This is a genomic window from Ruminococcus sp. 1001136sp1_2201st1_G3_2201SCRN_220225 (genome assembly GCF_040924365.1).
GTDB lineage: Bacteria > Bacillota > Clostridia > Lachnospirales > Lachnospiraceae > Blautia_A > Blautia_A faecis.
On sequence record NZ_JBCOME010000002.1, the window covers coordinates 13,420 to 26,652 of the forward strand.

General features: G+C 43.2%; 10 protein-coding genes and 1 riboswitch. All 10 genes read right to left on the reverse strand.

Going from position 1 to position 13,233, the window contains the following annotated elements:
• Positions 1–2,125, reverse strand: a 2,125-nt coding sequence (locus tag AB5642_RS01115; protein ID WP_368371414.1) for an ATP-binding protein, incomplete at its 3' end; no start/stop codon positions are given.
• A gap of 5 nt (positions 2,126–2,130) precedes the next feature.
• Positions 2,131–3,981, reverse strand: coding sequence for an ABC transporter substrate-binding protein (locus AB5642_RS01120; RefSeq protein WP_173773301.1), 1,851 nt, complete (start codon positions 3,979–3,981; stop codon positions 2,131–2,133).
• Positions 3,959–6,163: an ATP-binding protein gene (locus AB5642_RS01125; RefSeq protein WP_173773325.1), complete on the reverse strand. Its 2,205-nt coding sequence runs from the start codon at positions 6,161–6,163 to the stop codon at positions 3,959–3,961. Before AB5642_RS01125 ends, AB5642_RS01120 begins: the two co-directional genes overlap by 23 nt.
• Positions 6,147–6,962 carry an ABC transporter substrate-binding protein gene (locus AB5642_RS01130; protein ID WP_173773302.1) on the reverse strand — a complete coding sequence of 272 codons (816 nt, stop codon included), beginning with the start codon at positions 6,960–6,962 and terminating at the stop codon, positions 6,147–6,149. The genes AB5642_RS01125 and AB5642_RS01130 overlap by 17 nt, the downstream gene beginning before the upstream one ends.
• Positions 6,963–7,088: 126 nt before the next feature.
• Positions 7,089–7,164: riboswitch (cyclic di-GMP riboswitch) on the reverse strand.
• A 174-nt stretch (positions 7,165–7,338) separates the two neighbouring features.
• Positions 7,339–7,512 carry a hypothetical protein gene (locus AB5642_RS01135; protein ID WP_173736503.1) on the reverse strand — a complete coding sequence of 58 codons (174 nt, stop codon included), beginning with the start codon at positions 7,510–7,512 and terminating at the stop codon, positions 7,339–7,341.
• Between the two features lie 26 nt (positions 7,513–7,538).
• A complete protein-coding gene (locus tag AB5642_RS01140) occupies positions 7,539–8,432 on the reverse strand; it encodes a LysR family transcriptional regulator (RefSeq protein WP_195699179.1) in 894 nt (297 codons plus the stop codon).
• A gap of 276 nt (positions 8,433–8,708) precedes the next feature.
• The gene (locus tag AB5642_RS01145; protein WP_195391645.1) at positions 8,709–10,133 is read right to left on the reverse strand and encodes an alpha-L-fucosidase; all 1,425 of its coding nucleotides are present in this window, start codon (positions 10,131–10,133) and stop codon (positions 8,709–8,711) included.
• A 16-nt stretch (positions 10,134–10,149) separates the two neighbouring features.
• Positions 10,150–10,977: a carbohydrate ABC transporter permease gene (locus AB5642_RS01150; RefSeq protein WP_118578099.1), complete on the reverse strand. Its 828-nt coding sequence runs from the start codon at positions 10,975–10,977 to the stop codon at positions 10,150–10,152.
• A gap of 11 nt (positions 10,978–10,988) precedes the next feature.
• Positions 10,989–11,870 (reverse strand): carbohydrate ABC transporter permease, encoded by an 882-nt coding sequence (locus AB5642_RS01155; RefSeq protein WP_148462043.1) that lies wholly within the window; start codon positions 11,868–11,870, stop codon positions 10,989–10,991.
• A 151-nt stretch (positions 11,871–12,021) separates the two neighbouring features.
• On the reverse strand, positions 12,022–13,233 hold a 1,212-nt coding region (locus AB5642_RS01160), incomplete at its 5' end, for a carbohydrate ABC transporter substrate-binding protein (protein ID WP_368371415.1).

Below are 13,233 nucleotides of genomic sequence, written 5' to 3' on the forward strand. Positions count from 1 at the left end.
CTATACGTTGGTGCTCAGGCTGAGTCCGGAATGGCAGTCGGACGATAAATTCGGTACCTTTCCCCTGCTCTGTCCGGACCTCAATGGTGCCGCCCATCATATCCACAATATTCTTGGTGATGGCCATACCAAGTCCTGTACCCTGAGTCCTGCTTACAGTGGAAGTCCGCTCCCTCTCAAAAGGAGAAAAGATCTTCTGTACAAATTCCTGACTCATACCGATTCCGTTATCCTTCACCCGGATCTCGTACAGTTCACTGCCTCTTTGGAGACCCGGATACTGTTTCAGCCGGACAGAAACGGTTCCGCCAGCAGGAGTAAACTTGATCGCATTGGACAAAAGATTCAGCAGCACCTGATTCAGTCGTGTCTTATCACAATAGACATCCTCATTTGTCACATCCATGGCATCCATATAAAGCTCCAGCTGTTTCGCATGGATCTGCCCGCTGATGATCGTCTTCAGATCATGAAGCACATCCGACAGACTGACCTCCGTTTCTTCCAGATGGATCTTTCCGCTCTCAATCCGGCTCATATCCAGGATATCATTGATCAGGGAAAGCAGATGGTTACTGGAGGAAAGGATCTTTCCCAGATAATCCCGAACCTTGTTTTTATCATCAATATTGCTTACAGCCAGTGTGGTAAAGCCGATGATCGCATTCATTGGTGTCCGGATATCGTGAGACATGTTGGAAAGGAAGGTACTCTTGGCCCTGTTTGCTGTCTCCGCCGCACGGACTGCCTCAGAAAGTGCTTGGTTCATTTTCCAGTCCGAGGTACGGTCCGACAGAACCAGGATGTATTTCTTTTTTCCATTTACCTCACTACCCATTGCAATATTATGGAACCAGCGTTTTTCCCCTGTTTTCTGATGAACATATTCAAAATCCCATTCTCGCTGTTCATGAACCTTGATTTCTTCCAGATAATTTTTCTCCGGATCTTCATGTTCCGCCGGATGCAATTTTCCCAGAACACGAATATCTCTACGAATCTGTTCTACCGTAATACCCAGCAGATTTTCCGCATTTGGGCTGACGTAATCTGCCTGATATGTTTTTGCATCCAGCATCAGAAAGACATCATCCACGTTCATTGAAAGCTTTTGAAACAGCTCATCCCGGTACCGGATCTCCGTATCCTTTCTTCTGAGATTTGTCCTGCTTTTTTGAATAATAAGACTGATAAGAAAAGCAGCAATACAGAACACGACCGCACCAACAAGAAGCATTGTACTGCTCTGCAGGCTGTTCATACTGGCATTGACAATATCTGCCTGTACAAGTCCCAGAAATACCCAGTCCTGAATATCTGATTTTTCATAGACCAGATAATAGTTCCTTCCATCCAGATTTACCAGCATCGCACCAGTATGTCCTGCTTTAAACTTCTCCGAAAGCTCATTGACCTCTTTTTCAGACATATCAGAATGCTCTCTCAGAACACCGAAGAAATTATATACATTCCCCCATAACTCAGAAGAATGATCGATCACAACACGGCCATCCGGATGAACAATAAAACTCTGTGCATTTCCATTGAAAGCAGAAATATCCAGTACATCTACGATATTAGAGTTTTCATAAGCAATGGCGATGGCATCATATTCAAATCCCTGATAGTTTCCATGAGCCTTGGGAGTGGCAAAAACAAGCAACTGGGATTTTCCCGGAACTGCTGCATTTGATATCACATCATTTCCCTGCCGGATGTCCTCTTCAATATTTTCCTGTAATCCAAGGTACCCGGTTTCCCCTGTCACCATCTTATAGTTCCCGTCGGCTGACAGAAAAAAGAAATCCAAAAATCCGGCATCTTCCTGCGCATTCTTTATATAATTACGGATTTCATCTTCGCTTGAGGTATTCTGCAGATTCTCACCCCAAATATGGAGATAAGTCAGGTTCTTATCTGTCAATTCCCTTAACATATTATCAGACTGATGAAAAACCTCCGTCAGATGGGAAACACTTTCCTCATAAATAGTTTTCGACACAAAGTCAAAATATCGGAAAACCATCAGAACAATTCCCAGTAAAACAGCTGTAAAGACAGTGATCCGGAATCGTTTTCTCCTAACAGTCTTTTCTCTGCCTTTGTTATGCTTCTTAATATCCATTCTTCTCACCTCAGAGTCATGTAGTCTTCAGGTTCTGCAAGAATGGCATCACCATCTGAAATATATCCTGTCCAGGTATCTTTCACAAAGGTGTCTTCTCCCTCAAACGCAATATTCTCATCTGTGGGATAGGCTTCCATGTGTTTTGGTATCGCAAGGCAGGTTACCGTGAATGTATCCTTGTCCTGAACTTTTTTTCCGTCTTTTGTAACTTTACTCAATGTATAGCCATCATCCGTTTCTTTGACTTCCACGGAAATGCCGCTGACCACAGGCAGAGAGCCACGGTTAAAGGGAATGAAACCTCCCTGATAGCCTTCTACAAAGTTTCTGACCAGTTCTGTCAGTTCTGCCCCGCTTATCCTGCAGCTATATGCCGAAAGACTGTTTGGCATGATCATGTCTCTTGCCATTTTTTCTGTATATCCAGCTTTCAGCACGTTTCCCGTAAAGCTGTTTCCGGTTGCGATTAGCACATCCGTCCCATAAATACCACGCAGAGTGTTTGCCATAACCGAATAAGCCGCATTTCCCCCACTGCTATGAAAACGGTTGGAATAGGATTTCTGTGAATCCAGCACGATATTCTCTGAAGCAAATTCTTCCGCAAGAAGCTGGGAATTAAATGACTGATAGGCCTGCTCTGCATCGTATTCTCCTGAAATCATCTTCGAAACCACATCCTTGGAAACGGAGAAAAAGTCATTTGACGCAATACGGATATACATGTGGTTTTCCTCGATCACAGGTTTCACATCCTTCAGATATTCCGTAAGCTTAAGATTCACATCCTGGCTGTAGCTTAACAGATCCTGTCCATCACTAATGATCCGGTTCTGTGCATCCTCTGAAAGCATTGTATTCAGTACCTTCATTGCTTTCTTCCGGCGCGTCTCGTCCTGTGTCAGGTCACGGTTTAATGCCACCTGAAAATATGGGGTCGTCATCAGCCACTTTTCGCCATTCTCCTGAAAGAATGGCAAAAATGTTGTGTTAATGCCCTGATCCTGTAACATTTTTACACCAGCTGAGCTGCCGAAGTACATGGCAAGCTTACCACTTTGGTACATCTCAATTATATCATCATAATTCATATCCAGATCGTCCTGGTTCAGCCCGGTATCCTGGATAAACTGTTCCATGCGTTCAAAAGCCTCCGGCCAGACGGTATCATCCAGACCTTCTCTCTTTGTATTATCCGGGTCACTGTAGGTGGTGCGCCACTTGCGTCCGTCTACAGAAGACAATTCTGATGCAGACAGACCCTGCAGTGTTTCCATACAGGTATAATCGTAATAATAGTCTGCAGTAAAGCCACGGATTCCCACCTCGTCAAATGCCTGGCAGGCAGAGACAAAGCTTTCATAATCGGTTGGCAGCGGAATTTCATACTTTTCAAAAAGGTCCTTGTTCACTACAAAACCGTGGGCATCTGCACACACGGGAAGCCAGTTTACGCTGCCATCCTCGTTCATAAAACTGCTGAGGTAGGTATCATAGACAGCACCTGCCTCATTGGTTGTGGAAAGATCCATCAGACTGTCATTCAGCGGACTTGCGTCATGCAGGGAAAACCGGCAGCAGGTAATAATATCCGGCAATCCACCGTTTTCATCAAGAAATTTATAAAAATCCAGATCATTATTGCCGACTACAAATTCAACATTGATATCCGGAAGCTGTTCCTGGATGTATGGTGCATATTTATCATACAGGCTGGTGCTCCATAAATACACTGTGATGGTTTCTGCATCTTCTTTTTCTGCAATTTTTCTGCCGCAGCCTGACAAAAGTGATGTGCCTGTCGCCATCACCAGAAGTACAGCAAGTAACTTACTCCGTTTTTTCTTTTTCATTATGACTCCCCCTGAAACTGTGTTTCATTAGTTTATAAATTATATTTATTAATAATTTTCCATCAACAGGCTTTGCTATATGTTCATCCATTCCTGCTTCTTTAGCTCTCAGTCTGTCCTCCGTGAATGCATTTGCTGTCATTGCAATGATCGGAATCATCTTTGCATCCTCTCTGTCCAGAGAACGGATTTTCTTTGTAGCTTCATAACCATTCATAACCGGCATCATAATGTCCATAAGAATGACATCAAATTCACCAGGTTTACTTTTTCTGAATAGCTCAACAGCTTCCTGTCCATTCCATGCTTTCGTCACCTCAGCACCTTCATTCTGGAGCATAAATTCTGCAATTTCCATGTTCAGCTCATTATCTTCTGCCAGAAGAATATGCAACCCCTTTATAGATTTTTCTGATACATCCTTCTGTTTTTCACGTTTATCCGCATTCATATCTATTTTGAACGGAACCCGGATCACAAATGTAGTTCCTGTGCCTTCTTCACTTTCAAAGGTAATGGCTCCGCCCATTTTCTCGACCAGATTCTTTGCAATCGGCATCCCAAGTCCTGTTCCGGCAAATTTTGTGCGGCTTCCTGTGTGTTCCTGTGCAAATGGTTCAAAAATATGTTTTTGGAACTCCTCAGTCATTCCGATTCCGGTATCCCGGCAGACAAATTCCATTGTGGTCATTCCTGGCTGTCCGGCTGGGATTTCCATGCAGCTGATATAGATATGTCCGTTTTCTCTGTTATATTTCACCGCATTGGACAGGATATTCATCATCACCCGTTTCACATACCCCGGACTTCCAATAAAATCCCGGTGTGTGATTTCTTTTTTCTCCCACACGATCCTGATATTCTGTTCTGCAGCCATCTGCTCGATTACAGCAAGTACTTCCCTTGAAATACTGCTCAGATTAAATGGAATCTCTTCCAGAACGATTTCGCCTGACTCCAGCTTACTCATATCCAGAATTTCATTTACCAGTTCCAGCAGCAGGTTAGATGCTTCTTTCACCTTTGTTCTGTATTCCGTCTGCTTTTCCATATCATCTGCATAATAGTCTGCCATATGTACCATGCCGCAGATTCCATTGATCGGAGTCCGGATATCATGGCTCATTCGCTGTAGAAACTCTGTTTTTGCCTCATTGGCTGCTTCTGCCTTTTTTGCTGCTATCAGAAGTTCTTCTTTATATTTTTCATCTTTTTCCTGTTCCTGTTTTCGGTGTGCCAGATTGGTTCTGTATGTCCAGAACCAGAATATACTAAACATCAGAAAATAAAGAAAAATAACGCTTATCACACTTAGTGGAAGGTTATGGAACACTTCTGTATCCGGAAGATACGCATAGATATAATAATCCCTCTGCTTCAGCATAATTCCGTAACATCCGATTCCTTCATTCTTCAAATGGTAAATGTGCTGACTATCTGTATGTCTCTTCATTGCCTGAATAACTTCGTTGTCAGCCGTATTCTGCCCCAGCAGGCTCTCATCATTGCTGGCAACAACAATCCCCTCGTCTGCGACAATAATCGTTCCATCTTTCTGGATACTATAACCATTTAAAAGTCCCTGTATCGTCAGTGTATAGTTTCTGGCAAATTCAGGAGGTGTGTAATAGTAGATTGCCACAATACCCGGTGCATCTTTTCTGGAACAGGCTGCAATATCAATATAGGATCCGTCTTCCCTGGCAAACCGTTCTGAATAAGATCTTTCTTCATATCCGGTAAAATCCATAATAATGTCTTTTTGCAGATACTCCGTAATCTCATCAGTCAGAGACTCATCCGTACTGTATTCGCAGTCCGTCTTTCCCTCTGTATCCAGTACAATGATACCATCCACCCAGAGAGTCTGCAGGTTTTCTTTCAGGAACTCCCGGCTTAGATGACCGCCGTTTTCTTTTTCCGTTTTAATATTTGTACTCATCTGTCTGGCACTTTCAATAGCACGGAGGAGGCTTTTGGATTCCGAAGATTCATTATAATGGGTGTAGGTGGAACACTGCACTTTGACATAATTTACAATCTCTACCATTCTTTTCTCTGCTTCCGTTTTCTCCGCATGAAAGAAATAAAACAGAGAGACTACTGCCACACAGATTCCAATCATACCACCGAGCAGCTGGATTCGTTTTTCTTTTTTCTTTCTCTTAATATCCAAGATCATCCACCTCCAGATATTTCTGGGGATCATCCAGATATTTTCCAATAATTTTCAGGGATGTGCCATCCTGACGCATTTCTTCCAGAGTCTGGCTCATCTGCTCACAGATTCCTCTGTCATCATCTTTTGCAAAAGCGACACCTATTCCAGTGATCATCAAAGGTTCTTCCAGGATACGGAAGCTTGCATCATAATCCTTCATATACTGAACAATCGATTCCTCATGTGCGGCGACTGCATCTACATAGCCTTTTCCCAGAAATGTATAGATCAGTTCCCTGTGTCCTAGGCTGATCAGATTGCCCAGCTTTGGGATTCTTTCATCTGTCCGGTTCAGAAAGATGTCTTCCGGTTTGGTTGTGGACTGGACAGCAAGGTTCTTTCCCTCCAGGTCATTCAGGCTGTAGATATCGCTGTTCTCATTTACAGCGACCACCTGACGGCTTGCTATGTACGGTCCTGCCCAGCGGTAATCGTCAAGACGTCCTTCCATAGAAAAGCAGCCCATGATACAGTCAATCTCTCCGCTCTCTACCAGTTCTTTTTTCTTCTCCCAGTTGATCTGGACAACCTCCACCTGATATCCCATTCTTTTGAAAGCTTCCGTAGCCAGTTCTACATCTATGCCCGTCGGTACGCCATCCTCGTTCAGATAATTGTATGGCGGATAGCTGTCACTGCCGAGAGTAATGACGGGCTTTTCTGTTTCATCTTTCGTGTTATCTGTGTTTTTACACCCTGCCAGGGTGACTGCTAAAATTCCCGCAAGCAGAATGCCTGCAATCACTTTTTTTCCTTTCATTTTCTGTCTATCCTAACTATCCTTCTCGTATTTTTCATATCTGATTCCCTGCCATAAAATTATTATTGTTACGTCTATGAAATAACACCGTAAAAAAACACTGTCTCACAGACAGTGCACCTCAGTTCATGCAACTGGCTGCCATTTTACAGGCCCTGTAGCTTTGCGTCACAGACTTTCGTCTGTTTTGCCGATTTTCTTATTATAGCTTTTAAAATTCTGCAAAAAACCTATTTTATTATACTCCATTGCTCCACTTTACACAAGAAAAACCTCACCGCTTTAACACTTAAAAATAAAAAAAAGAACAGTCGATACATATACTCGAACTGTTCTCCTTCTTCCGAAGTCCACGCAGCATTGACATTACTGTTTCCTACTCATTTGTACTCAGATCGTTCCATATCCTTGGAACTTCTTTTTGCTCTTCTGTCAGCTTCTCCGAATTAATATCATAGGTTATTACGTTTTTACTTTCTTCTACGTTTTTGTGAGGCGGCCAGCCTGTAATAGGGCCAACTTCCGGATCTTTTGCATTATTAAAATGCATTCTAAAATTTTTTCCATACACTTGGTTTAACCCCGCCCGGATACAATTGTATTTTTTAGTTCCCTTGCCGCAGCTCCCATAGGATGCTGGCTGTCATACACCAGGCAGATCTGGCGTTCCGGAATTTCATCTTTTAATGGAATCTGTACGATCTCTTTTTTCAAAAGGGAAGGTGCGGCCATTGGCTGGGGCAAAAAGGCAAGCCCGAGCTCGCATTTTACCAGAGGCAGGATCTGATCCGCAGTGGCAGCTTCCGTATCCGGGGAAAGATCCAGGCCATGGGACAAAAATACGCTGTTGTAAAATTTATAGGTCATAGTTTCCCGCCCAAGAGAAATCATCGGATAGTTCTTTACCTCCCGAAGGGAAAGTTCCTGGCTGCCAAGGGCAGTAAAAGTAGTGCCTCCAACCAGAATCTCCTGAAACGGCATGAGCATGATCTGTTTCAATGGGGAATCCACCTCTGCCGGAGTGGAAACTACTGCAAAATCAATCTTTCCGCTTTTAACAGCTTCAATGGCTTCCGGTGTGGAATGGTTGTAAAGCTTCAGCCGGATTCCCGGATAAGTCATGTGAAAACTTTTTAATTTATCCAGCAGGAAAATATTGAGGGCAGTTTCACTGGCACCGATGGCTACACTTCCGTGAGATAATCCGGAGCTGTCTGCCAGCTCCTCTTCTGCTGCCTGAAACTGCTCCATTGCACTTAGCACATGATTATAAAGCCGTTCTCCTTCCGGAGTGAGCTGTACGCCGCGGTTGGTACGGATAAATAAAGTGGTATTCAGCTGTTGTTCCAGACAATTCATGGCCCGGGTAATATTAGGCTGGCTGTTGTTTAACGCCTGAGCCGCCTTGGTAAAATTGTGGTATTTTGCCACATAATAAAAGATCTTATAATACTCGAAGTTAACATCCATAATATTTTTCCTTTTCTTTTGGCATATCATATGTTTATTCCAGTTATATCAATTATAGTTTTTACTTATTTCTACGTCAAGCGTATTATGTACTCGAAAACCATATGGCGTTGTACTTGCCACATGCTTCCCTCTTAAGGTAGAAACTACCACCACCTCCCCTGTATATCGCTTAAGAGGAAAATACCCTTTAGGATAATTTCTACTCCTAAAGGGTATTTTTATAAATAATTATTTATTTAATTTATGAAATAATATAAAACAATACTTAACCGCTCAGGTATTTTCCGGATAAATCCCAATAAACGTTAGAAGCGGAAGTACACGGAAATCATGTAAAACAATTTTCATTTCCCTGGCTTTTTTCCCCTTAACAGGAATGATCTTCTGATAGCCAATTACCGTTCCTGTGTAAATACTGTTCCATATTTCCCCTTCTTTAACAAATACCTCATATTTTTCCACTCTCTGGCTATAGCAGACAGCCTCTTTTAATACCAGATACCCCAAATTGTATGAGTCGTCCAGGCAAATCGTTATCTCTACTGGCAGCTCACTGCTTTCAGGCTGATACCATGCTTCTAAAGTATCCTTTGTCAAATTGGAAGCCGGATGCGCCGGATCTTCATTTTCCGAAAAAACATGTGCTGTACTCATTAAATTATGAACAAAAGATTTCTTTTTCCAGCTTCCAAATTCTTCCAGACGTTTAACATCATTTTTATGAAGAAGTCCGTTTGGCATAGGTGGAATGTTTAACAAAAAGGTTGCATTTCCTCCAACAGCCCCAATATAGATATGAACCAGCTCTTCCAGGCTTTTCACCTGATCATCTTCTTCTGGATGATAAAACCATCCAGGTCTTATAGAAGTATTTACTTCTGCCGGATACCAGATCAGATCCGTTTCACCTTCAAGCGCTTTTCTGCTTCCAAGATCTTCCATATCACTGGTAATCCGGCGCATTCTGAATTCCTCATCATCGGTCTGCTGGCTTCTTTCCTGTACACTCTCTGCAAGTGCTGTACGCGCAGGAACAACACTCCACTCAGATTTTCTTACATCGCCAGCTTCATTTCCACACCATCGGATATCTGGCCCGCACACACAGATACATGCGTCTGGCTGATATTTTCGAACACATTCGTAATAGCGATTCCAGTCATAGACCTGTTTTTTCCCATTAGGTCCTTCCCCACATGCACCATCCAGCCAGACACTGAAAATATCCCCATAGCCGGTGAGAAGCTCAGTCAGCTGTGCCAGATAGTAATCATCATATTCTTTTCCACTTCCATAGCAAGGCTGATTGCGGTCCCATGGAGAAAGATAAATTCCAAATTTCAGTCCATGGCGGCGGCATGCTTCGGACACTTCCCGGACCACATCTCCCCTGCCATTTTTCCACGGGCTTGCTGCAACGCTGTGACTGGTATATCTGGTAGGCCACAGGCAGAAGCCGTCATGGTGCTTACAGGTAAGAATTACGCCTTTCATGCCGGCATTTTGTGCTGCAGTCACCCACTGGTCTGCGTCAAACTCTGTAGGATTAAAAATTTGTGGATTTTCCGTTCCATCTCCCCATTCCCGATTGGTATACGTATTCATTCCAAAATGAAAAAACGCATAAAACTCTGTTGCCTGATAGGCAATCTGGCGGCAGGAGGGAACTATTTTTATTAATTCCTGATCAGTTGGCATATGATTTCTCCTTTTTTCATCCCTTCAACCCGCCTGCACCGATTCCCTGAAGCAGATATCTCTGTCCAATGAGATAGATAATAATTGTTGGGATCATAACGATTACAAGTCCGGCAAACAGGGCACCCCAGTCTGTAGCATATTTCTGCACCTCAAACAAGTTTGCCATACCGATGGGAAGGGTTTTCTTTGCATCTTCCGTAAGAAGAACAAGTGCCAGTGGATATTCATTCCAGAAGCCCATGGCACTTAACATCGTAATGGTCGCAATCCCGGGTTTTGCAAGAGGCACCATAACTCTTAATAACAGCTGGATATTAGTAGCACCGTCAATTCTTGCAGACTCCTCATAATCCCTTGGTACCGCAGACATAAATCCCTGTAAGGTAAAAATACAGAAAGGAAACTGCATAACTGCATAAACAAGACATAATACCGGCAGGTTATTTAATCCGTTCACAGCCTGTAATTCCAGAAACAAAGGAATCATAATGTAAGTAGCCTGCAGAAAAATACAAGCCATGTAGACCGTAGAAATCAGCCTGCTGCCCACAAAACGGTATCTTGCCAGTACATAAGAGATGGGAATGACCAAAAGCAGAAGCAATACAGTGGAAAGCACTGTCACAAATATGGAATTTCCAAAATAAGCGGCAATATTTGCTTTCTGCCATGCTGCCACAAAATTATCCAGATTCAAAGCTGCGGGCAATGCATAAGGATCTGTCAGATATTCTGCATTTGTCTTAAACGCAGACATCAGGTTCCAGAAAAGCGGATACAAAAAGATAACGGTAAACAGAATCATCAGGATTCTGATACACCAGGTTCTTACAGTTTTCATCAGTCTCCCTCCTATTCTTTTTCAGATGATATTTTTTTAGAAATCATTGCAAGGACGATTGCAAGGCCAAGGGTAAACATGGCGATTGCCATGGCATATCCAAAGTTGGCATTTCTCATACCCTGGGTGTACATATACTGCAACAGGACACTGGATGCGCCGTTTGGTCCACCACCTGTCATAACATTGGACAGGGTAAAACTTAAGTTGATAGTACCAGACAGGGAAAGTATATAGGTCGTTCCAATTGATCTGCGAAGCAACGGAATGGTGATCTTAAAGAACTTCTGCACTCCTGTTGCACCGTCAATGGAAGCAGCTTCATAAACCTCCTGGGAAATCCCATCAATGGAAGCCACATGCATGACCATGTAATAACCAATGGCCTGCCAAACCAAGGCTGCACCGATACACCAGAGAGCCGTTTTTCCCTCTCCAAGCCATGCGTGTTTCCAGGTGGAAAGATGGAACAGATCCAGCATATGATTCAGAATTCCTCTTGTGGGATTAAACACAAAGGACCACACAATACCAACTACAGTCATGGAAACAATACTTGGGAAAAAGAATACGGTCCGGTAAAATGACTTTTCCTTAAGCTGTCCCTGAGTAAGGATAAATGCAAATACAAGACTTAGAAATATGGTCACAGCCGGGATTACCAGCATCAGCTTAAGAGTATTAAACAGTGCCTGAAGAAAATCCTTATCCTGGAACATATACCTGTAATTATCCAAAAATACAAATTTGCTGTTAAAGCCTACGCTAAGTGCAGTGGAACTGGTAAAAGACAGATAAATGGCATTTACCATAGGGACAATCATAAAAACAATGGTTAAGATCAATGCAGGAAGCGTACACAGGGCTATAAATAATCTGGGCTTTTTTACCACGCTTGCTCACCTCTTTAAATTTAAATATTGAAAAATGTGGATGACATCACCGATTGGCAATCTATCTGTTCAGGGTTACAAAAGGCTGCCGCATACACTGTGCAGCAGCCTTTCCATGCTTTACCGTTTTTATCCGGCTGGCATATGAAGTTTAGTTGGCAGCTTCCATATCAGCACGAACCTGTGCGAAAGCAGCTTCCACGTTCTGTGCCCACTCTTCTACTGTCATTTCATCGTTCATAACAGAAGTGATCGGATTGAAAATCTCATCTTTCGGGTTAATCTTGCAGTCAGCCGGAACTGCTGCAAAGCTCATGATCAGGGAGGAAGCATTTGCCTCTTCGTAGATTCCGTACATATTGTAGATTGCAGTAGACAGCTTATCTTTTGCTACTTCACGGGCACTCTTGGTAGCATAGAGGGCACCGGAAGCCTCTGCAAATGCAGATACGGATTCATCACTGTACAGGAAACGGAGGAATTCTTTTGCAAGCTCCGGGTTCTTGGCAGCTGCCGGAATAGAGAACTGCTCGCAGCTGTCGAATACATAATGCACATCATCTGCATTCTCAGTTGGGATCGGAGCCATTGCAAACTCAAAGCCTTCTTCTCTTGGCGCATCCTGCATCTCATTTTCCATCCAGGTTCCGTTCGTGATAAATGCAGCTTTTCCAAGCATCATCTCTGTCTGAGATTCTGTATGGTTCATACCGACAGTGCCCTCTAACAGATAGCCTTTATCTGCAATCTCTTTAATATGGGTAAGAGCCTTTAACACACCTTCGTTGTTGAAGGAGCCTTCCTCATAATTGGCAATCTTGGTAAGAGCTTCCTCACCGCACTCGTTTGCAATTGCCGGCCAGAGCATTTCTTCCATGTAGCCCGGATAAATTCCCTGATAGGTGAAAAGCGCACGTCCGTCAATGTCCTTTAAGGTATCGCCAAGTGTGAAAAACTCGTCCCATGTTTTTGGAACTTCCAGGTTGTTCTCATCGAAAAAGGTCTTGTTGTAGATCAGACCCTGCGGGCCACTGTTGAATGGTGCCAGATAAATTTCATCGTCTCCGTATGGTGCACACTTTGTACTGGAAAGAATTCCGTCTGTAATGTCATCGCGAAGAGTACCGGTTCCGGCATAATTTTCTCCGTCAAAAACATCGTCCAGATTTAAAAGTGCATGTTCTTTAATCAAAGAAAGAATTACGCCGTCCTCACCACCATCGTTGAGACAAATAAAATCCGGCGCGTTTCCGGCTACGATCTGTGGACGAATAATATCACCAATAGTCGGGCTGATCGTCATATTTACCTTCACGCCCTCATGGCTTGCTTCAAAAAGCTCTACCATCTGGTTCCAGTAAGC

What these genes read in the sequence shown, in the direction of transcription:
- AB5642_RS01120 (WP_173773301.1), bottom strand. Translation starts at nt 3,981, where the DNA reads ATGAAAAAGAAAAAACGGAGTAAGTTACTTGCTGTACTTCTGGTGATG.
- AB5642_RS01125 (WP_173773325.1), bottom strand. Translation starts at nt 6,163, where the DNA reads ATGATCTTGGATATTAAGAGAAAGAAAAAAGAAAAACGAATCCAGCTG.
- AB5642_RS01130 (WP_173773302.1), bottom strand. Translation starts at nt 6,962, where the DNA reads ATGAAAGGAAAAAAAGTGATTGCAGGCATTCTGCTTGCGGGAATTTTA.
- AB5642_RS01135 (WP_173736503.1), bottom strand. Translation starts at nt 7,512, where the DNA reads ATGCATTTTAATAATGCAAAAGATCCGGAAGTTGGCCCTATTACAGGC.
- AB5642_RS01140 (WP_195699179.1), bottom strand. Translation starts at nt 8,432, where the DNA reads ATGGATGTTAACTTCGAGTATTATAAGATCTTTTATTATGTGGCAAAA.
- AB5642_RS01145 (WP_195391645.1), bottom strand. Translation starts at nt 10,133, where the DNA reads ATGCCAACTGATCAGGAATTAATAAAAATAGTTCCCTCCTGCCGCCAG.
- AB5642_RS01150 (WP_118578099.1), bottom strand. Translation starts at nt 10,977, where the DNA reads ATGAAAACTGTAAGAACCTGGTGTATCAGAATCCTGATGATTCTGTTT.